Below are 20210 nucleotides of genomic sequence, written 5' to 3'. Positions count from 1 at the left end.
GGGCTGAAACCCAATGCAGCGACCCAAGGTCATAGCGCTCTCGGACTACCGCCGACAGCGCGACGGCGAAGCCTTGCGCCAACGGCAAGGGCAAAGCGCCGGAACGGAACACTGGTTCGTACTTTACTGGCGGTATTGGGCCGAAAGCCTCGATCGCCTCGACGCCTACCTCAAGCAACTCAAGGAGCTGAAAATGCCGCTCGACGACCTGAAGATCGAAGCCCCGGCGAACGAACCCATCGTCATCGCCACCCGCACTTTCGCCGCCCCACGCGCCCTGGTGTGGAAGGTCATGACCCAGCCTGAACACGTGGCCCGCTGGTGGGGCAATGAAGGCCAGAAGGCCATCATCACCGCGCTCGATGTCCGCCCCGGCGGCAAGTGGCGCATTGAGTCCCACGATGGCGACAAGGTCTACATCTTCATCGGCGAGTACCGCGAGGTGAACGAGCCCGAGAAGTTCGTCTGGACCTTTGGCATGGAGAACATGTTCATCGGCAAGACCCTGGTCGAGACTCACACCTTCGAGGAAGACGGCGCCGTCACGCACTACCGGTCAGTCTCGAACTACGACAGCGTTGCCGATCGCGACGGCATGGTCGCCTCCGGGATGGAGAAGGGCATGCGCCACGGCTTCGCCATCATGGACCAACTGCTCGCCGACCTCACTCAAGAAGCCTGAACCATGCTCTCCGACCCCACCAGCATCCCCAGCGACCGTCGCCTCGAGATCGAACGCGAATTCGATGCCCCGCGCGACCTGGTCTGGATGATGTTCGCCGATCCGTACCACCTGAGCCAGTGGTGGGGTCCGAAGGGCTTCACCAACCCGGTGGTGGAGCTCGACCTTCGCCCCGGCGGCCGCTGGTATCACGTGATGCGCGGCCCCGATGGCAAGGACTACCCGGCCGACAGCGAGTTCATCGAGGTGAGCCCGCCCGAACGCATCGTCTACCGCAACCGCCAGCTCGAGGCGGAAGCCTTCGGTCACAACCCGCCGCCGAGTTTTCTGCGGGTCATCACCCTCATCGACCTCGGCAACGGCCGCACCCGGCTGACGCTCGACGCCTATTTCGATACCGCCGCCAACAAGGACGCCGTCGTCCGCCGCGGCTTCCGCGAAGGTGTGCTGGAGAGCTTCGACAAGCTCGCCGCCCACCTCACGACTGGAGCAACGAGATGAAATTCGTGACCACCATCCTCTTGTCCGGCAACAATACCGGCATCATCGTGCCGCCTCAGGTGCGCGATGCGCTCAATGGCGGCAAGAACCCGCTGGTCGTCGTTAGCCTCGCCGGCCACACCTGGCGCAGCAAAGTGGCCACCATGGGTGAATACCTGCTGGTCGGCGTCAGCGCCGAGATCCGCGGCATCACCGGGGTCAAAGGCAACGAGACGCACGAGGTCGAACTGACCCTCGACGATCAGCCTCGCATCGTCGAGGCCCCGGGCGACCTGCAGGCCGCCCTCGATGCCGATCCCGTCGCGCTGGCGGCCTGGACCAAGCTCGCCCCCAGCCACAAGAAGGCCCACGTCACCGCCATCGAAGGCGCCAAAGCCCCCGAAACCCGCCTCCGCCGCGTGCAGAAGGCCATCGAAATGCTGACCACCTAGCCGCAAGCACCGGCCTCTCCAATCCTCCCCCGCGTGGCGGGGTCTGGATGAGGGCAAACGCCCTCACCGCGGGGGGACCAGCGAAGCTGGTGGAGGGGGCGGCCAAACCCTCAATCATCACCTCCACCAACCCGCTACCCCGCGGGACCGGCGGAGCCATATCCAACCACGGAGACTTCCCATGCTACGTCGTACCGTCCTTGCCCTCGCCATTCTCACCGGCTTTGCTTCCGCCCTGCCGGTCCTCACTGCAACCGCTCAAGAAGGAACTGCTCCCATGCTCACCGCAACCACGTCCGGCTATGTCCCCGTCACCGGCGGCAAGGTCTACTACGCCACCTATGGCGAGGGCGCGCCGCTCGTCCTGCTGCATGGCGGCCTGATGACCATCGACAACTTCGGTCCGGTGCTCTCCGGCCTCGCCGCCTCCCGTCAGGTGATCGCCGTCGAAGCCCAGGGCCACGGCCACACCGGCCCGCTCGACCGGCCGATGAGCTTCGACAACATGGCTGGCGACGTCGCCGAAGTGATCAAATCGCTGGGGCTCGAGAAGGTCGACGTCGTCGGCTATTCGATGGGCGGCACCATCGGCCTGCGCCTGGCGCTGGCGCATCCCGAGCTGATCAACAAGCTGGTGATCGCCTCGGCCCCCTTCGCTTTCTCCGGCTGGCACGATTACAACCAGCAGGGGATGCGCGGGCTCAATGCCAGCCAGTTCGAGATGCTGAAGCCGTCGCCGCTCTATCAGGGCTTTGCCGCGGTGAACCCCGACCCCGAGGTGAACTTTCCCAAGCTGCTCGACCAGATGCAGTATATGGGCAAGGACTACGACTTCTCGGCCGACGTCCCCAACCTCAAGGTTCCGACCCAGCTGGTTTATGGTGATTGGGATGCCGTCCGCACCAGCCATGTCGCGAAGTTCTTCGAGCTGCTCGGCGGCGGCCTGCAGGATGCGCTGTGGGATGGCTCCGGCATGAACCAGAACCGCCTCGCCATCCTCCCCGGCGTCACCCACTACACCATGATGAACTCGCCCAAGCTGGTCGAGACGGCGCTGGCGTTCATCGACGCGAAGTAACGGTACAGGGTGGGCCAGATCGACGGGTCGGCCCCACCCCCTCCCAGCCTCCCCCATCAAGGGGGAGGTGCCCGCCGGTGAGTGAGGCACCATCCCCGCCCACTCGCCGGCCCCCACCTCCCCCTTGATGGGGGAGGCAAGCGAAGCTTGTGAGCGATAGCGAACTAGCGCAGCTCGGAGGGGGTGCGCCGCAAGCGCGGCATTCAACACCCTTGACCCCGCACCCCGGCGCTTGGCTCTATGCCGCCATGCTTGAGTCGCTCTTCGACACGCCAGCTCGCGACCCCGCCGAAATCCTGCGCACCGTCTTCGGGCACCAGAGTTTTCGCGGCCAGCAGGAGGATGTTGTCCGCCACGTCACTGGCGGCGGCGACGCGGTGGTGTTGTTCCCGACCGGCGCCGGCAAGTCGATGTGCTTTCAGGTTCCGGCGCTGGCCCGGAAGGGCGTCGGCATCGTCGTCTCGCCGCTCATCGCCCTGATGCGCGATCAGGTCGAGGCGCTGAAGCAGGCCGGCGTCAACGCTGCAACGCTCAACTCCTCGGTTTCGTCCGAAGACTCCTCACGCACCTTCCGCGATCTCAAATCCGGCAAGCTCGACCTGCTCTACGTTGCGCCGGAGCGCCTGGTGCTCCCCGGCTTCAAGTCGATGATGCAGGGCGTCGAGATCTCGCTCATCGCCATCGATGAGGCGCATTGCGTCAGCCAGTGGGGCCACGATTTCCGCCCCGAGTATCGCGAGCTCGCCTCGATCGCCGCCGACTATCCCGGGGTGCCGCGCATCGCACTCACCGCTACTGCCGACCCCACCACCCGCGACGATATCGTCGAGCGGCTCGGCCTCAGCGACGCGCGCATCTTCACCACCAGCTTCGACCGGCCCAATATCAGCTACGCGATCGTCGAGCGCGACAATGCCCGGGCGCAGTTGAAAAGCTTCCTTGCCCGCCACACCGGCAATTCCGGCATCGTCTATTGCCTGAGCCGCGCCAAGGTCGACGCGACCACCGAATGGCTGAACAAGCAGGGGATCCGTGCGCTCGCCTATCATGCCGGCATGAACGCCCGCGACCGGGCCGCCAACCAGGATGCCTTCCTCAAGGAAGAGTCGCTCTGCCTCGTCGCCACCGTGGCCTTCGGCATGGGTATCGACAAGCCCGACGTGCGCTATGTCGCTCACATGGACCTGCCGTCGTCCATCGAGGCCTATTACCAGGAGACCGGCCGCGCCGGACGCGACGGCCTGCCGGCCGAGGCCTGGATGTGCTACGGCATGGCCGACGTGGCGCAGCGCCGCCGCATGATCGACGAGGGCAGCGCCCCCGATGAGGTGAAGCGCGTCGAGCGGCTGAAGCTCACGGCGCTGCTCGCCGTCTGCGAAACCCCGGAATGCCGCCGCAAGGCTATCCTCGCGCATTTCGGCGAGCCGCACCCCGGCAACTGCAACAACTGCGATACCTGCCTCGTGCCGGTTGAAACCTGGGATGGCTCCGACGCTGCCATCAAGGCGCTGGCCTGCGTCTACCGCACCGGCCAGCGCTTCGGCGCCGGGCACATCGTCGACGTGCTCCTGGGCAAGGTGACCGACAAGGTCACCCAGTTCAGCCACCAGGACCAGCCGGTGTTCGGGCAGGGCAAGGATCTCGACCAGCGCTCCTGGCAATCGGTCATCCGTCAGCTCACCGCCATGGGTCTGATCACTGTCGACCATTCCTTCGGCGCCCTGCACCTCGGCGAGGGCTCGCGCGAAGTGTTCAAGGGCGAGCGCAAGATCACCCTGCGCCGCGACCGTCCGCGCAAGGCCACCGAGACCCGCCGCGCGCTGCAGAACGCCGTCCAGTTGCCGCCGGCCGCGCAATCGCTGTTCGAAGCTTTGCGCTCCGAACGCGCCGCCCTCGCCAAGTCGCAGGGCGTCCCGCCCTACGTGGTCTTCCACGATACCACCCTTCGCGCCATGGCGCTGGAACGGCCACAGACCATGGCCGAGCTCGGCACCATCAATGGCATCGGGGAGAGCAAACTCAAGCGCTATGGGGCGGAGTTTCTCGCGGTGCTGCGGGCAGCGGGGCCGGCATAGGGTCCGGTGCGGGCTGACCCCCACCCCTGTCCCCTCCCCGCAAGGGGGAGGGAGACGCTCCCACTGACGCCGGTGTTTTGGTCTCCCTCCCCCTTGCGGGGAGGGGACAGGGGTGGGGGTCCACAACCACCGGCTTCTGGAAGGGCTCACGTCCCCCGCGGCTTGGCCCGTGCCGTAGCCGCCGCCTCCAGTGGGTTCTCCGGCCAATAGTGCCGCGGGTAGCGGCCCTTCAGGTCCTTGGCCACGTCCTTCCAGCTGCCGCGCCAGAAGCCGGGCAGGTCGCGTGTCGTCTGGATCGGCCGGTGCGCCGGCGAGAGCAGCACCAGCAGCAGCGGCACCTTGCCACCGGCGACGCTCGGGTGCCGGTCGAGACCGAACAGTTCCTGCACCCGCACCTCCAGCGCCGGCCCGTTCTCTGCGCCATAATCGATCGGCAGGTGCGAGCCCGAGGGCGCGTCGAAATGCGAGGGCAGCAGCCGCTCGATCTCCTGCCGCCGCGCCCAGGGCAACAGCCCCTCGAGCGCTCCGCCCAGGTCGTCCGCTCCGATCTCGCTCAGCGCCGTCTTGCCGGTGATGGCCGGCACCAGCCAGGCCATGTCGGCCGCGAGGCCCGTATCGGAGAGATCCGGCCACGCCTCGCCCAGCGTCGCGCGGAGGTAGCTCGCCCGCGCCCGCAGCGCCTGCTGCTCTTTGCTCCATGGCAGCACGCCAACCCCGAGCCCGGCGATGCCCTCTGCCAGCGCCGCCGCTGCCTGCTGTAGATCGGTTATCGCCACCGGCGCCTCGTCGAGCCGCAATGCGCCGAGCCGCCGCAACCGCCGCGCCCGCACACTGCGCGAGCCGCGGTCGAACGCCATCGCCACCTCGTCGACAATCTCGCCGGCGAACAATTCCTCGATCGTCGCCCGCTCGACTGCCGCTGCCGCCCGGATCCGCCCGGTCGCCGCCGCCCCGGTGATGTCGGTCACCACCAGGTAGGGCGCATTCGCCAGTGCGTCCGTTTCCTCGAGGCTCGCCTGCCGTCCATTGGCCAGCCGGAATCGTCCGCGGGCGCCGGCCTGCTGCGCCACCCGGTCCGGATAGGCTCGGGCCAGGTGGCGTCCAACCTCGCCGCCCGAACCCGTGTTGCCGACCATTCCGGCCCAGCGCCGCGCCAGCCCATGCGCCTCATCGGCCCGCTTGCCGCGCTCGCGCCCGAAGCGTTCGAGCCGGTGCGTCAAGTCAGGGCCGTCACCGCCAAGCCCACGCTCGCCGAGCAGCACTGCCAGTTGCGCTGCCGTCAGCGCATCATCCTCTTCCGCCGCGCGGTGGATCATGTGCCCCAGCCGTGGGTGCAGTGGCAGCCGCGCCAGCGCCTTGCCCTCGACGGTGATGCGCCCGCTGTCGTCCAGCGCCTCGAGCCCCTTGAGCAGGCTTGTCGCCTCGCTCCATGCCGGTCCTGGCGGTGGATCGAGGAATTTGAGCTGGGTCGGATCGCTCACACCCCAGCCGGCGAGATCGAGCGCCAGTCCCGAAAGGTCCGCCTCCAGCATTTCCGGTGCGTCGAACGCCAGCAGCGCCGCGTTCTGGCCTTCGCCCCACAGCCGGTAGCACACCCCCGGCTCGATGCGCCCGGCGCGTCCGCGCCGCTGGTCGGCCGAGGCCCGCGATACTTTTCGCGTTTCGAGCACCGACAGGCCGGTCGCCGGCTCGTAGGCAGGAGCGCGCCTGAGGCCACTGTCGACGACGATCCGCACCCCCTCGATGGTCAGCGAAGTCTCGGCGATCGAGGTCGCCAGCACCACCTTGCGCCGCCCGGGCCGGGCCGGCTGCACGGCGCGATCCTGCTCCTCCGGCGTCAGTTGCCCATAAAGCGGCGCAATATCGACATCAGCGGGGACGCGCCCCGCCAGCCGCTCCGCCACCCGTCCGATCTCCGCCTGCCCGGGCAGGAACACCAGCGCCGAGCCCGGCTGGTCGCGCAGCGCCTCGAGCACCACGCTGGTCACCTGGTCCTCGAGCTTCATCAGCGGATCGCGGTCGCGCCAGATCGTCTCCACCGGAAACGCCCGCCCTTCGGAGACCACCACCGGCGCCCCGTCGAGCAGCTCCGCCACCCGCGCCCCATCGATCGTCGCCGACATCACCAATACGCGCAGGTCATCGCGCAGCGCCGCTGCATCGAGCGCCAGCGCGAGGCCGAGATCGGCATCGAGGCTGCGCTCATGGAATTCGTCGAACAGCACCGCGGCGATGCCGGTGAGCTCCGGATCGTCGAGGATCATCCGGGTGAACACCCCCTCGGTCACTACCTCGATACGCGTCCGCCTGCTGATCTTGGCATCGAGCCTGACGCGATAGCCGACCACCCCGCCGACCTCGTCGTCGAGCGTTTGCGCCATCCGCCGCGCCGCTGCCCGTGCCGCCAGCCGCCGCGGCTCCAGCATGACGATCTTGCCATCGCCGCGCCACGCCGCCTCGAGCAGCGCCAGTGGTACGCGCGTCGTCTTGCCCGCGCCCGGCGGCGCCACCAGCACGGCATAGGGGCCGGCCGCCAGCGCGGCCAGCAGCCGGGGCACGGCCTCATCGATCGGGAGGGGCGGCGAACTCATGCCGCTTCAATCGGAGAAAAGCGACGTGGATGCAAGGCGCCCTCGGTCCAGGCGCGCGCGGCCGAGGCGCCTCGCCTCAGCTGACGTTCTTCAGCATGTCGAGCAGCGAGCCGTCGAAATCCTCGACCGGCGCTGCCGCGGGCGCCGCGCGTTTGGTGGTGGCGATTTCCGACCAGCCGACAACCACCGTTATGCCGCCCACCTTGCGGTCGGCCACATACCAGGGCGTCAGCACCGTCGCGAACTGGGTCGCCGCGCCGCTGGTCGGGCTGGCGAAACTCCGGCGCGTCTTCACCGTTTGCCCTCGCAGCGCCGCCTCGTACTCGGCGATCTGCTCGGGCGGCGTCTCGGGAAACAGCTGGCCGATGGTCTTGCCGATCACCTCGCGCCGCTCGACGAAACGGTGAGCCTTGAGCCAGTACAGCGAGCAGTCGAGCACCCGGAGCCTATCGTCCAGCACCGCAATCGGCGCCGGCATGTCGCCGACGAGGTCCTGTACCAGCTTCAGCCGACCCTGCACCTGCAGCTCGCGCTCCATCTCCGCGGTCACGTCGCGGCTGGCGCCGAACAGTTCGATCACCCGTCCGTCGCGCACCCTGAGATCGGCGATCGACTCGATCATCCGCACGCCGCCGTCGCGTCGCTCGATCCGCAACCGGCAGCGGAAGCCGCGCCGGTCCTGCAGCGCCTGCGCGATCAGCGTCAGCAGCTTGCCGCGATCCTCGGCGACATAGAGCTTCACCAGATCCTGCAGCGGCACCGGGCTATCCGGCCCAAGGCCATAGATTTCCGCTACGCGCGCCGACAGCACCACGGTGCCAGGAAAGATCACCTTCCACTGCCCATAGCCCTCATGCAGCTCGTAGAGCTGCAGGGCGCGGTCGGCATCGGTGAGCGCCGGAGTCGGCTCCACCTGGGCCAGTGATTCCGACGGCGTGGCGATCAACTGCTTGTCGAACATCGGGGTCCGTGACGGGGCAGGAAGGGAGCTGGCGGGAACGCTAGCCGCAGCCCGGTTAAGTATTGGTGTGTATCAGCCGTGGCGTTGCCGGCGTTCGCTCGCCGAGCGTGAGGCGACAAGCCCAGCCTTTGCCAGCGCCCGCGCTTCGGCCTGCGGCAGCGGCGGGCTGAACAGGTAGCCCTGCGCCTCGTTGCAGCCTTCGGCCCTGAGCATCAGCAACTGCTCCCAGCTCTCGACGCCTTCGGCCGTCACCCGCGTCTTCAGCGAGCGGCCGAGCCCGATAATGGCACGGACGATCGCCGCCGAGTCCTCTGCCCCCGGCAGATCGGCGACGAAGCTGCGGTCGATCTTGATCTTGTCGAAGGCGAAGCGCCTGAGATAGCTCAGCGACGAATAGCCGGTGCCGAAATCGTCGAGCGCTACCCTGATGCCCATCCGGTGCAGTTCCTCGAGCGAGGCCAGCGCCTCGGCGCTCTCGTCGAACAGCACCGACTCGGTGATCTCGAGTTCCAGCCGCCCCGGCGCAAAGCCGGTCTCCGCCAGCGCATCGGTGACGGTGCGCACCACGGCGCGGTTGCGGAACTGTGCCGGCGACAGGTTCACCGCCAGCGACAGCGCCTCAGGCCAATGCGTCGCCTCGGCACAGGCCTCGCGCAACACGAAGGCGCCGATCGCATCGATCAGTCCGCTTTCCTCGGCCAGCGGAATGAACACCATTGGCGACACCACGCCATGCGCCGCACACTCCCAGCGCAGCAGCGCCTCGAAGCCGACCAGCCGGTTGCTGCCGATATCGATCTGCGGCTGGTACACCACCCGCAGCTCGCCCCGGCCCAGCGCCAGCGACAGGTCGCGCTTCATTTCGCGCCGCTCACGCAGCGCCTGATCCATGGCCGGCTCGAAGAAGCGGAAATCGCGCCCCTTGTCGCTCTTCACCCGGTAGAGCGCCACGTCGGCAAATTGCAGGAGGCTCTCGGTGCTGAGCCCGTCGCGCGGCGCGACGGCAATGCCGATACTGGCGCCGATGCTCACCGTTTCACCGTCGATCTCGAATGGGATGGCCAGCGCCGCGAGGATGGCCTGGGCCGTGATCGCCGCATCCTCGGGGCGCTCCACCGGCATCAGCAGCGCGAACTCGTCGCCACCGAGCCGTGCCACCAGGTCGCGCTTGCCGGCGCAGCGGTTGAGCCGCCCGGCCACCTCGCGCAGCAGCACGTCGCCGGCCAGATGCCCCAGCGTATCATTCACCAGCTTGAAGTCGTCGAGGTCGATCGACAGCACCGCCAGCGTCCCGCCGGCCCTCAGCGTCAGCAGCGCTGCATCCATTCCCTCCTGGAACTGCATGCGGTTGGGCAGGCCCGTCAGCGTGTCGTGCCGCGCCAGATATTCGAGCCGCTTCGCCCCGGCCACCACCTCGGCCTCATTCTGCTTGGCTTCGGTCACATCGCGCGACAGCGCCAGGAGCCGCGCCACCTCGCCACCGGCGCCCAGGATCGGCGACACGCTGAGGTCCCACCAGCGCGCCTTGCCCTTGGCTGTCGGCCCGAACAGCGTGTGGCGCACCGTCTCGCCCTGCTGTGCTGCAGCGATCGCCGCGCGGATCGTCGCGCGCTGGTCCTCAGGCCAGAACTGCTCGAACGGCACCCCCCGGATCGCCTCGAAGTCATCGACCTCCATGATGCGGACGCCGGGACCGTTCATGAAGATCAGTCGGCCCGCACCATCCAGCACCTCGATCGCCATCGTGCTCGCCTCGAGGATCGAGCGAGCGAACTCCTCGCTTTCGCGCAGCGCCGCCTCCGCCACCCGGCGGTCATGGATATCCTCGAGCGTGCCGTACCAGCGGACGATCTGTCCGAGCTTGTCGCGGCGCGCCGCCGCCCGCGCCCGCATCCAGCGATAGACGCCGCTCTTCAGCCGGATGCGATAGGTGATGTCGAGCGGCTCGCCGCTTTCGAGCGATCGGGTCCAGTCGGCAATGGTCGGTTCGAGGTCGTCGGGGTGCACGACGCTCGCCCAGCCCTGGCCCAGCGTCTCTTCGGTGTTGAGGTCGACCATCTCGAGCCAGCGCGGCCCGAACTCGATGATGTTGCCCTCGGGGTCGGCGAGCCACATCACTTCCGGGTTGAGGTCGACGGCGGTGCGGTAATGGTCTTCGCTCTCGCGCAGCGCCCGCTCGGCCAGCGTCGTGCGGGTCACGTCCTGCACGATCACCTGCACTTCGTTCGGCCCGAGCGGATAGTGCGCCGCGCTGTATTCGCGGGCCGTCCCGCCGACCGGCAGGCTGCGGAAACGGAAGGCGCCGGATTTCCCGCTGCGCACTGCTGCATGCATCCGGCGGCGGACGCGCGCCCGATCCGAGGCATGCAGCTTTGCCAGTGTCGCCGCGAGCGGTACGCCCTGGTCGAGCGCTTCGCCGCGAATGGTGGTGGCCGAATGGTAGACCCGGTCGGTCAGCGCGTGCCAGGTCCACACAGAAATGCCGGTCGCGCTGCCGATCTGCCGCAGCGTCTCTGCGGCAGCCTCAGCCGGCGGTGTGCCCCTCGACACGGTGCCTGTGTTGCGCATGCGATCCTCAGCCTCACGAGGATGCTACGCAGCCGAACGCGCCAAAACATTAATCGCATGTGTGAGACGGCGGCGAATGCTCGCCGCCGTGATGACAACTGCGCCGGTGGTTAAGGTTCGCTGAACGCGGACCAGCGATCCCTCTCGATCAGGCCCACTCGCCCTTGCGCATCACCGGCACCTTCGAGCCGTCGGCCTTGAGGCCGTCGATATCGATCTTGTCCGAACCGATCATCCAGTCGATGTGGATCAGGCTCTTGTTGCCGCCGCGCTTGGCGATCTCGTCCTGGCTCATCTTGGTGCCGTTGATGAAGCAGTCGGCGTAGCACTGGCCGAGCGCGATGTGGCTCGCGGCATTTTCATCGAACAGCGTATTGTAGAACAGCACGCCGCTCTTCGAAATCGGCGACGAGTGCGGTACCAGCGCCACTTCGCCCAGCCGGCGCGAGCCCTCGTCGGTGTCGAGCACCTTCTGCAGCACGGCCTCGCCCTTCGAAGCCTTGGCTTCGACGATCCGCCCACCCTCGAACTTCACCTCGATATCGGCGATCAGCGTACCGTTATGGCTGAGCGGCTTGGTCGAGCGGACATAGCCCTCGACGCGCTGGCTGTGCGGGGTGGTGAACACTTCCTCTGTGGGGATGTTCGGGTTGCAGGTGATGCCGTTCTTGGCCTCCGACGCGCCGCCCTTCCAGCGGTGCTCATCTGCAAGGCCAATCGTGAGGTCGGTGCCCGGGCCGACATAGTGCAGCGAGGCGAACTGCTGGCCGTTGAGCCAGGTCCAGCGCTCCTTAAGCTTGGCATTATGCGCCTTCCAGGCGCCGATCGGATCCTCGACATCGACCCGGCTCGCCGCAAAGATCGCGTCGGCGAGCTTCTTCACCGCCACCTCTTCGGGATCGTTGGGGAAGACCAGCCGGGCCCAGCTGGCATTGGGGTAGGAGACGATGTTCCAGTTGATGTCGAAGCCAGTGATCTTCTCCAGCGCCGGCTTATAGGCCATCGAGGTCGCGCGGTTGGCGCGCGCTACCTTGGCCGGATCTTCGCCCGCCAGCATCATCGGGTTGTCGCCCGAAATGGCGAGCCGCGCCGCATTGCCGTCGAACGCCTTGGCCATGCCCTCGAACAGCCAGCCCGGTGCCTTGTCGAAGCTCGCGTCCGCGGCGTGCCGATAGCGGTTGAGGGTGATCTCCTCGTCCGAAAAGATCGGCTGCACGATGCCGGCGCCGGCCTTGTAGGCGTGCTCGGTGATCTTGCGCACCAGTGGCAACGCCGCCATGGGCGCCGTCAGGACCAGGTCCTGCCCGGGCTGCAGCTGGAGCCCCACCTTGATCGCGACTTCCGCGAGCTTGTCGAGTTTGACCGGATCGATAGGGGTGTTGCCCTGAGCCATTGGAAAACCTTCGCGAAAATTGAGGCACGACCCTTACCCCTCGCTTCAGCCTGCTTCAAGGCGGCCAGATGCCGTAACTCGTCATCGCCGCGCTCGATCCTGGTCCCGATGCCCAATGCCCAGGCCCGTTGGGCCGCCAGCCGCTCGACGGCCTCGTCTTCGGGCCACTGCATGCCCATACGCGTCCAGTCCATGTCCATCTCCTGTGCTTGTCACAGGGATGGTCGAGCCGGCCTTGGGGGATTCGACATTTTGGGAATCGAGCGCTTGGCTACCCCTCACCCCGCGGTGAGGCCTTCGGCCTCATCCGCCACCCTCTCCCCAAAGGGGCGAGGGGGCGATGTGGCACTGCCGGTGCAAAGTGCGTCCCCTCGCCCCCCTGGGGAGAGGGCCAGGGTGAGGGGCGCCAAGCACACTGCACGTTAGTGCGCTCGCCCCGGCATCCGGTTGAACGCATCGAGCGCCGCGATCTTGTAGGCTTCGGCGAGGGTCGGGTAGTTGAAGGTGTTCTCGACAAAATAGTCGACCGTACCGCCCAGGTTCAGCACCGCCTGGCCGATATGCACCAGCTCGGTCGCCCCTTCGCCGATGATGTGGCAGCCCATGAGCTTGCGATCGTCGAGCGAGAATAGCAGCTTCATCATCCCCGATTGCAGCCCCATGATGTGCCCGCGCGAGGTCTCGCGGAACCGCGCTACGCCGCACTCATAGGGGACGCCCTTGGCCTTGAGCTGCTGCTCGGTCAGCCCGACCGTCGAGATCTCCGGCACCGCGTAGATGCCGTAGGGGAAATATTCGGGGGCAGGGGGCATCGGCGCGCCGAACGCATGGCAGGCGGCGATCCGCCCCTGTTCCATCGAGGTGGAGGCGAGCGAGGGAAAGCCGATCACATCGCCTGCCGCATAGATGTGCGGCACCGCGGTCTGGAAGGTCCGCGGGTCCACGGTCAGCCGTCCACGCTCGTCGGCGGTCAGCCCGCAGGCCTCGAGCTCCAGCGCCGCCGTCGCGCCGACCCGGCCGGCGCAGTAGAGCAGCGCCTCGGTGCGGATCTGCCGCCCGTCGCTCAGCGAGCTCACGGCAAAGCCGGCGGCGTCGACCTCGACCTTTTCCACCTTCACACCAAGGCGCAACTGCATGCCGCGCTTCCTCAGCTCGTGCACGAACTCGTCGATGATCTCGCGGTCGATGAACTCGAGGAAATTCTCGCGCGGTTCTACCAGCGTCACCGGCACGTCGAGCGCCGAAAAGATCGTCGCATACTCGATGCCGATCACCCCGGCGCCCACCACCGTCAGGCTCCTGGGCACCTTGGGGTCCGACGCCACGTCGTCGCTGTCGAACACGTTGGCCTGGTTGAACGGGATGTGCTTGGGCCGGTACGGCGCCGTGCCGACCGCGATGACGAAACGCTCGGCTTCGTATTCGCTTTCGCCCTCGCTGCCGTTCTTGATGGCGATCCGCTGCGGGCTGACGAAGCGGGCCCGCCCGGCCACCGTCCGCACCCCGTTGCGGGCAAACTGGTGCTCCAGCACGTCGATCTCGTGGTCGAGCGTCATCCGCAGCCGCGCCCCGAGATCCTTGCCCTCGATTTCCTTCTTCACCCGGTAGGCGAGCCCGTAAAAGCCGCGCTCGCGCCAGCCCGAGAGGTTGAGCACCGTTTCACGCAGCGTCTTCGACGGGATCGTGCCGGTGTGCACCGACACCCCGCCGACCCGCAGCCGGTTCTCCACCACCAGCACCGCCTTGCCGAGCTTGGCCGCCTGAATAGCCGCCCGCCGCCCGGCCGGACCCGAGCCGATGACGATCAGATCGAAAGTGTCCATGTGTGCTGTCCCCCGAGACTGACTGTTGCACGCGGCAGATGAAGCTCACATGGCAAAGGCTGCATGGCGGGAATGCACCGCGCTTTCTGCCCTCAATACGAGGTCCGAGATTGTGGCGCGGGGGAGACTGTACGATCATAAGCAAACTGTCGGTTCGATTTGAGCATCCCGAATGACGGGATGCCCGCCAATTGACCCTGGACGCAGGCAACGTGAATGGAGGTTTCGATGGAACCGGAATTCATCCGGGAGCCGAACTTCGACGTCATCGGCATCGGCATGGAATTTCTGTTCCCGCCGATCGCCTATCTGACTCTCGACCGCAAGCTACTCAAGATTCAGTGGCATCCGGGCAAAATCACCTATCACCTGCCGGAAACCTATCAGAGTGTCAGGTTCGAGACCCTCGCGGCCGCATTCTACGCGGCGTATGGCAAAGAGATGAGCTAGCAGCCACGTCAAGCGATTGGCCTCTGCCCCACAATGAAGCGGGGCATCTCAGCTCAAAGGGGTGTAGGCGATATTCTTGCGACCTCACGGAAGGGTTAGGGCGCGGGGTAGCCTCGCTCAGTAAGCCTCCGGCACATAGAGCTCCGGTTTCACCGCGTGGCGCACGTAGTCGGCGTGCCGCACCCGGTCGGGCAGCTGCACGTCCTGCTTGGGCACGTCCTCGTAGTTCACCTGGCTCAAGAGATGCGCAATGCAGTTGAGCCGCGCCCGCTTCTTGTCCACCGCCTGTACCACCCACCAGGGCGCTTCCTCGGTGTGGGTGCGGTCGAACATCTCTTCCTTGGCCTTGGTGTACTCTTCCCAGTGCACCCGGCTTTCGAGGTCCATGGGGCTGAGTTTCCACTGCTTCAGCGGATCGTGCAGCCGCATTTTGAAGCGGAATTCCTGCTCCTCGTCGGTGATCGAGAACCAGTATTTGACGAGGATGATGCCCGAGCGAACCAGCATGCGCTCGAACTCCGGCACGGTGCGGAAGAACTCTTCGAGCTCGTCCGGCGTGCAGAACCCCATCACTCGCTCGACGCCGGCACGGTTGTACCAGGAGCGGTCGAACAGCACCATTTCGCCTGCCGTCGGCAGATGCGGCACGTAGCGCTGGAAATACCACTGGTGCCGCTCGCGCTCGGTCGGCGCCGGCAGCGCCACCACCCGCGCCACGCGCGGGTTGAGCCGTTGCGTCACCCGCTTGATGGCGCCGCCCTTGCCGGCCGAGTCGCGGCCTTCGAACAGCACCACCATCTTGAGCTTCTTGTAGGCCACCCAATCCTGCAGCTTCACCAGCTCGTGCTGCAGCCGGAACAGCTCGCGGAAATACACCTTGCGGTCGATCGTATCATCGGCCGGGCCGGACATCCCCTCGGCGACCAGCTCATCGAGCCGGTCGTCTTCCATCTGCATTTCCAGCTCTTCGTCGAAATCGTCGGCGATCGCCTGCTTGATCCGCTCGAGTTCGGCCGGGGTCTTGGCTTCGTGATCGTTCATCGGTGCACCCATGGATAGCTCGGGGGAGGGGTGCCCGTTCCATATGAACCTATTGTGACCGTATGTCGGGCCGTCCTGGTGCGAAGCGATTATTGCTCGGCGACGCCGGCAAGCCGTAGCCCATCGAGGATCGCTTTGGTCCGCGAGGCATCCTTCTGCGGCTGCGCCGCCCAGACCTGGGCGATGGTGACGCCCGGCGACAGCCGACGCAGCGTCAGGAGGTGGCGCTTGGCTTCGTCCATCCGTCCCAGATGCGCATTGGCGGCGACCAGCATCCAGTAGGTGCACACGAAGCTCGGGTTGGCCGAAACCGAACGCTTGGCCCAGACCAGCGCCTCCTCGTAGTTCTCCTTGATCATCTGCGCGTGCGAGATCGCCGTCAGTGGCCAATGCGCCCCATCGAGGCTGGGGCTGAGCCGGATCGCGTGTTCGCTGAAGGCGATCGCATCATCGACATTGCCGATATGCAGGTGCGTGATCCCGGCAAAGATCATCACCGTCAGGTTGTTGGGGTTGGCCTCCACCGCCCGCTGCGTCAGCATCAGCCCGCGGTCGTAATCGCGCAGGTTATGGATCAGCATCATCGAGCTGAGCGACAGTGCCACCGCGTCGTCGCGCGCATTGGCCAGCGCCCGCTCCACCAGCTCGATGCCATGCGCCGTGTCGTCGGTGCCGATTGCCGGCCAGCCCATGGTCGAGCGGTGCAGCATGGCGTTGCCCGCATAGACGAGGAAGGTCGGGTTGTTCGGCTCGAGCTCGATGGCTTTGAGCAGCAGGGCGATCGCCTCGGCATTGGCGTCGCGGGTCTGCGACAGGTGCATCGGCAGGGCGCGCAGATAGAGGTCATAGGCCTCGACACTGTCCGGCCGCTCCCGCCGCGAGCGCTCGATCTCGGCCCAGCGGATCGTCGGCTCAGCCACCGAGGCGACCTTGAGGGTGATCTGATCCTGGAACTCGAACACGTCGTCGAGCTTGCCGTCGAACTTGTCAGCCCAGAGGTGGGCGCCGGTCATTGCGTCCACCAGCTGCGCGGTGATGCGCAGCCGGTCGCGGGCTCGCCGCACGCTGCCCTCGAGCACGTAGCGCACCCCCAATTCGCGCCCCACCTGCCGCACGTCGACGGCGCGGCCCTTGTAGACGAAGCTCGAATTGCGGGCGACTACCGCGAAATCGCGGAACCGGCTCAGCGCGGTGATGATGTCCTCGACCACCCCGTCGGCGAAATATTCCTGCTCGCTGTCGCCGCCCATATTGTCGAACGGCAGTACGGCGACCGTCGGCCGCCGCGGCGTTACAGGACCGAACTCCGGCGATCTGGTACTTCGGCCGACCCCGGTCACCACCTCGAACACCCGCACCGGCCGGGCGATATTCTTCAGCTCGCGCTCGCCGAGGTCGCGGAACCCGGTCTTCATCCGGTCGCGGACCTCCTCGAACACCTTGCCCGAAACATAGACACCGCCGGGCTCGCCGATCTGCTGCAGCCGCGCCGCGACGTTGATACCGTCGCCATAGATGTGGGAATCATCGTGCACCACATCGCCCTGGTTGACGCCGACGCGGAAGATCAGCCGCTTGTTGGCCGGCACGTCGGCATTGCGCTCGGCCATCAGCGCCTGCATGGCGACGGCGGCTTCAACGGCTGAGACTGTGCTGGAGAACTCGGCGACGATGCCGTCGCCGGCAAGGTCGACCACCCGCCCGCCATGCCGCTGCAGCAGCTGGAGCACGGCAGTCTGGTGTCCCTTCAGCGCAGCGACGGTGCCGGATTCGTCAGCGCCAATCAGGGCGCTGTATCCCGCTACGTCCGCACACAACACCGCCGCCAGGCGGCGCGACAAAACATGTTCCATTTCCGCTTCCTAGGCGGAGTCACCGCGCCCTGTCTCAGGGTAAAGCGTGGAGTTGTTACTTGGAAGTGGAAACGTAAGCTCACTCTGCTTTCGAGATGAGCCGAAAATCCGGCAGATCACGTAAGGCCAGCTCCGGTCCGGCCGGCGAATAGACCACGAACAGCTGCATCGGGCCCGTCCCGGTATTGAGCGTCGAGTGGAATCGGTCCTCCGGCACGAACACCGTGCAGCCCGGTCCGACCTTCTGCACCACCGGCACGCCTTCGGGCGTCTCGACCATCTGCTCGCCCTCGCCCGAGATCACGAAAATGATCTCTTCGGCCCCCGGATGGTTGTGCCGGCTGTGCCCCTGGCCCGGCGGCAAATCCACCACCCCGCCGGAAAACCGCTTCGCCCCATTCACCTCCGGCGCCACCGTCAGCGCCAGCTGTCCCCAGTCGAACCCGAATGCGCTGACATCGCGCGGGTAGACAAAATTGTTCTCGGCCATTGTTTTCTCCACATTGGGGCTCTGCACCCCCCACCCTCGATCCCTCCCCGCAACGGGGGAGGGAGCCGACTGCGCCTCCGGTGCCCCACGTTCTCCCTCCCCCTTGCGGGGAGGGTAGCGCCGCCAGGCCCAACGGGCCTTGGCAAAGCTAGGGTGGGGGCGCCTCGCGCTCGAACGGTCGACTAAGCCCCCGTCCGCAACCCCTTGAAGCTCTCGACTTGGCGCTTGATCGCCACTTCCACCGGCAGCCGCTCCATCGAGCTCGCCCCGTAAAAGCCGTGGCACCCCTTCACCCGGTCGAGGATGAACTTCGCGTCGTCAGGCATCGAGATCGGTCCGCCATGGCAGAGGACGATGACGTTATCCCTAACCCCTCGCGCCGCCGCGGCAATCGCCTCGATCTCCCCAGCACATTGTTCCAGCGATTTCGCCGCCGTCGCGCCGATGGCGCCGCCGGTCGTCACCCCCATATGCGCGACGATGATGTCGGCGCCGGCCCTGGTCATCGCCACCGCTTCGTCGGGGTTGAACACATAGGGTGTGGTGAGGAGGTCCAGCTTGTGCGCCTCGGCGATCATCTCGACCTCGAGGCCATAGCCCATGCCGGTCTCCTCGAAGCTGACCCGCATCACCCCGTCGAACAGCCCGATGGTGGGAAAGTTCTGCACCCCGGAGAACCCCATGGCTTTGAGCTCGGCGAGGAACTGCGGCATCAGGACGAACGGATCGGTGCCGTTCACCCCCGCCAGCACCGGGGTGCGCTTCACCACCGGCAGCACCTCGCGCGCCATGTCCTTGACGATCTCGTTGGCGTTGCCATAGGCCAGCAGCCCTGCGGCCGAGCCGCGCCCGGCCATGCGATAGCGCCCCGAATTGTAGATGATGATCAGGTCGATGCCGCCGGCTTCTTCGGCCTTGGCCGAAATGCCGGTGCCGGCCCCGCCGCCCACGATCGGCTGCCCGCGAGCCACCATGTCGTGGAATTTTCTGAGGATTTCGGCGCGCGCGATGGCAGCCATGCTGTCTCCCAAGAGGTTATTATGAGGTGATTTCGTGAAAGGCGCGCATCGCGGCCTCGGCAAAACTAGGGTCGTTGATGTGGCAGTCGAGCCGGATCAGCTGCCGGTCGCCGCTCCACTGCACCGTCCGCTCGATGGCTTCGAACAGCTCGGCATCGGCCTCCGCGTCGCGGAACGCACCGCCCTCGACATCGAGCGCCGAGACGCCCCGTAGCGGCAAGAGGAAGCGCACCGGCCCGACCGCGGCGTTGAGCTTGCCACCGATCCATTCCCCGATCGCCCGGCACTCGTCGGCACTGGTACGCATCAGCGTCACATTGGCATTGTGCGCGTAGAACAGGCGGTCGGCATAGTGCGGCGGCACGGTCTCGGGCGCCCAGAAGTTGACCATGTCGCAGGCTCCGACCGAGCCGACATAGGGCACCGGCCGCCGCGACAGGCAGTCGAGCCGTTCCGGCCCCGCCGGCAGCACGCCGCCCAGCAGGTAGTCGCAGACCTCGGTTGTCGTGACGTCGATCAAGGCGCCGACCAGGCCGGAATCGACCAGCATTTCCATGGTCTTGCCGCCGGTGCCGGTGGCATGGAAGACCAAGGGTTCAACGGCCCCGGTCAACAGTTCGACGATCTGGGTGACCGCCGGTGTCGTCACCCCGAACATGGTGAGCCCGACCGCCAGCTTGGTCGCCGGCTCCACCATCGTCGGGTTGGCGCTCATTGCCACCACGGCGAGCGCCGCATTGGAGAGGATAACACGCGATATCCGGTTGAGCCCGGCGAGGTCGGTCACCGACGGCATCATCACGATATCGCTGACCCCGACATAGGGCCCGACATCGCCCGAGGCGAGGGTGGAGACCATCACTTTAGGCAGGCCAATCGGCAGTTTCCGCATCCCTGCTGTGACGATCGAGGTGCCTCCGCCGCCGCCGATGCCGACCATTCCAGCGATGTCATCACGTGTTATGACAAATTGCGCGAAGGCCGCTGCCATGCCGGCCACGGCAACACCGCGGTCGGTGCCCTCGAGCAGCCCGGGTGGTCCGAACTTCGCCACCTCCGCTGCCCCGACTTCCGGTGGAATGGTCGGCGCGCGGATGCCCACATCGACCACCAGCGGATCGGCGCCGAGCGCTCGGATTTTCTCGGCGAGGAAGGCCAGTTCCTCGCCTTTGGTGTCGGCGGTGCCGACCACATAGATGCGCTTCATCGCACCCCTCCCGACACCGTTCGGGTGACCCCCGCCGGTGTTCTCGC

16 protein-coding genes are annotated in these 20210 nt (G+C 66.7%); 6 read left to right on the top strand and 10 right to left on the bottom strand.

What is annotated here, in order from left to right; genetic code table 11:
- The first annotated feature begins 13 nt into the window (after positions 1–13).
- From ASC89_RS24135 to recQ, 5 genes are all read left to right on the top strand, one after another.
- A complete protein-coding gene (locus ASC89_RS24135) occupies positions 14–682 on the top strand; it encodes an SRPBCC domain-containing protein (protein WP_055885407.1) in 669 nt (222 codons plus the stop codon).
- A gap of 3 nt (positions 683–685) precedes the next feature.
- Positions 686–1183: an SRPBCC domain-containing protein gene (locus ASC89_RS24130; RefSeq protein WP_056002764.1), complete on the top strand. Its 498-nt coding sequence runs from the start codon at positions 686–688 to the stop codon at positions 1181–1183.
- Entirely contained in the window at positions 1180–1614 is a 435-nt protein-coding gene (locus tag ASC89_RS24125) for a YdeI/OmpD-associated family protein (protein WP_056002761.1), read from the top strand. Before ASC89_RS24130 ends, ASC89_RS24125 begins: the two co-directional genes overlap by 4 nt.
- A 181-nt stretch (positions 1615–1795) precedes the next feature.
- Entirely contained in the window at positions 1796–2692 is an 897-nt protein-coding gene (locus ASC89_RS24120; RefSeq protein ID WP_082533564.1) for an alpha/beta fold hydrolase, read from the top strand.
- Positions 2693–2940: 248 nt separating this feature from the next.
- The gene (recQ, locus tag ASC89_RS24115) at positions 2941–4767 is read left to right on the top strand and encodes a DNA helicase RecQ (RefSeq protein ID WP_056003216.1); all 1827 of its coding nucleotides are present in this window, start codon (positions 2941–2943) and stop codon (positions 4765–4767) included.
- 146 nt (positions 4768–4913) lie between these two features.
- Here recQ and hrpB read toward each other — a convergent pair whose 3' ends face one another.
- From hrpB to sthA, 5 genes are all read right to left on the bottom strand, one after another.
- Positions 4914–7358, bottom strand: a complete 2445-nt coding sequence (gene hrpB, locus ASC89_RS24110) for an ATP-dependent helicase HrpB (protein WP_056002755.1) — start codon at positions 7356–7358, stop codon at positions 4914–4916.
- Positions 7359–7434: 76 nt separating this feature from the next.
- Positions 7435–8319 (bottom strand): PAS domain-containing protein, encoded by an 885-nt coding sequence (locus ASC89_RS24105; RefSeq protein WP_056002752.1) that lies wholly within the window; start codon positions 8317–8319, stop codon positions 7435–7437.
- Positions 8320–8391: 72 nt separating this feature from the next.
- Positions 8392–10887 carry a bifunctional diguanylate cyclase/phosphodiesterase gene (locus ASC89_RS24100; RefSeq protein WP_056002749.1) on the bottom strand — a complete coding sequence of 832 codons (2496 nt, stop codon included), beginning with the start codon at positions 10885–10887 and terminating at the stop codon, positions 8392–8394.
- Between the two features lie 148 nt (positions 10888–11035).
- Positions 11036–12280 carry an aminopeptidase gene (locus tag ASC89_RS24095; protein WP_055887956.1) on the bottom strand — a complete coding sequence of 415 codons (1245 nt, stop codon included), beginning with the start codon at positions 12278–12280 and terminating at the stop codon, positions 11036–11038.
- A 422-nt stretch (positions 12281–12702) separates the two neighbouring features.
- Entirely contained in the window at positions 12703–14103 is a 1401-nt protein-coding gene (gene sthA, locus ASC89_RS24090; protein WP_056002746.1) for a Si-specific NAD(P)(+) transhydrogenase, read from the bottom strand.
- Positions 14104–14331: 228 nt separating this feature from the next.
- On the opposite strand from sthA, the gene ASC89_RS24085 reads away from it, so the two are divergent.
- Positions 14332–14553: a hypothetical protein gene (locus ASC89_RS24085; protein WP_056002743.1), complete on the top strand. Its 222-nt coding sequence runs from the start codon at positions 14332–14334 to the stop codon at positions 14551–14553.
- 117 nt (positions 14554–14670) lie between these two features.
- Here the strand turns inward: ASC89_RS24085 and ppk2 are convergent, their stop codons facing one another.
- The 5 genes from ppk2 to ASC89_RS24060 all read right to left on the bottom strand — a co-directional run bounded on the left by ppk2 (position 14671) and on the right by ASC89_RS24060 (position 20163).
- Positions 14671–15594 (bottom strand): polyphosphate kinase 2, encoded by a 924-nt coding sequence (gene ppk2 / locus ASC89_RS24080; protein WP_056003213.1) that lies wholly within the window; start codon positions 15592–15594, stop codon positions 14671–14673.
- Between the two features lie 89 nt (positions 15595–15683).
- Entirely contained in the window at positions 15684–17447 is a 1764-nt protein-coding gene (locus tag ASC89_RS24075; RefSeq protein WP_055887951.1) for an adenylate/guanylate cyclase domain-containing protein, read from the bottom strand.
- A gap of 79 nt (positions 17448–17526) precedes the next feature.
- The gene (locus tag ASC89_RS24070) at positions 17527–17937 is read right to left on the bottom strand and encodes a cupin domain-containing protein (RefSeq protein WP_056002740.1); all 411 of its coding nucleotides are present in this window, start codon (positions 17935–17937) and stop codon (positions 17527–17529) included.
- A 182-nt stretch (positions 17938–18119) separates the two neighbouring features.
- Positions 18120–18956, bottom strand: coding sequence for a phosphoenolpyruvate hydrolase family protein (locus ASC89_RS24065; protein ID WP_056002737.1), 837 nt, complete (start codon positions 18954–18956; stop codon positions 18120–18122).
- 19 nt (positions 18957–18975) lie between these two features.
- A complete protein-coding gene (locus ASC89_RS24060) occupies positions 18976–20163 on the bottom strand; it encodes a Tm-1-like ATP-binding domain-containing protein (RefSeq protein WP_056002734.1) in 1188 nt (395 codons plus the stop codon).
- Positions 20164–20210 lie beyond the last annotated feature (47 nt).

It is taken from the genome of Devosia sp. Root413D1 (genome assembly GCF_001425235.1).
Taxonomy (GTDB): Bacteria; Pseudomonadota; Alphaproteobacteria; order Rhizobiales; family Devosiaceae; genus Devosia_A.
The sequence above is the reverse complement of the archived record's forward strand: the minus strand, read 5'-3'. Positions and strand labels throughout refer to the sequence as shown.

Bases quoted from the DNA above. Each gene is read 5' to 3' on its own strand.
- ASC89_RS24125 (WP_056002761.1), top strand. From the start codon at position 1,180: ATGAAATTCGTGACCACCATCCTCTTGTCCGGCAACAATACCGGCATC.
- hrpB (WP_056002755.1), bottom strand. From the start codon at position 7,358: ATGAGTTCGCCGCCCCTCCCGATCGATGAGGCCGTGCCCCGGCTGCTG.
- ASC89_RS24135 (WP_055885407.1), top strand. From the start codon at position 14: ATGCAGCGACCCAAGGTCATAGCGCTCTCGGACTACCGCCGACAGCGC.
- ppk2 (WP_056003213.1), bottom strand. From the start codon at position 15,594: ATGAACGATCACGAAGCCAAGACCCCGGCCGAACTCGAGCGGATCAAG.
- ASC89_RS24105 (WP_056002752.1), bottom strand. From the start codon at position 8,319: ATGTTCGACAAGCAGTTGATCGCCACGCCGTCGGAATCACTGGCCCAG.
- ASC89_RS24085 (WP_056002743.1), top strand. From the start codon at position 14,332: ATGGAACCGGAATTCATCCGGGAGCCGAACTTCGACGTCATCGGCATC.
- ASC89_RS24120 (WP_082533564.1), top strand. From the start codon at position 1,796: ATGCTACGTCGTACCGTCCTTGCCCTCGCCATTCTCACCGGCTTTGCT.
- recQ (WP_056003216.1), top strand. From the start codon at position 2,941: ATGCTTGAGTCGCTCTTCGACACGCCAGCTCGCGACCCCGCCGAAATC.
- ASC89_RS24095 (WP_055887956.1), bottom strand. From the start codon at position 12,280: ATGGCTCAGGGCAACACCCCTATCGATCCGGTCAAACTCGACAAGCTC.
- ASC89_RS24130 (WP_056002764.1), top strand. From the start codon at position 686: ATGCTCTCCGACCCCACCAGCATCCCCAGCGACCGTCGCCTCGAGATC.
- ASC89_RS24065 (WP_056002737.1), bottom strand. From the start codon at position 18,956: ATGGCTGCCATCGCGCGCGCCGAAATCCTCAGAAAATTCCACGACATG.
- ASC89_RS24070 (WP_056002740.1), bottom strand. From the start codon at position 17,937: ATGGCCGAGAACAATTTTGTCTACCCGCGCGATGTCAGCGCATTCGGG.
- ASC89_RS24060 (WP_056002734.1), bottom strand. From the start codon at position 20,163: ATGAAGCGCATCTATGTGGTCGGCACCGCCGACACCAAAGGCGAGGAA.
- ASC89_RS24075 (WP_055887951.1), bottom strand. From the start codon at position 17,447: ATGGAACATGTTTTGTCGCGCCGCCTGGCGGCGGTGTTGTGTGCGGAC.
- sthA (WP_056002746.1), bottom strand. From the start codon at position 14,103: ATGGACACTTTCGATCTGATCGTCATCGGCTCGGGTCCGGCCGGGCGG.
- ASC89_RS24100 (WP_056002749.1), bottom strand. From the start codon at position 10,887: ATGCGCAACACAGGCACCGTGTCGAGGGGCACACCGCCGGCTGAGGCT.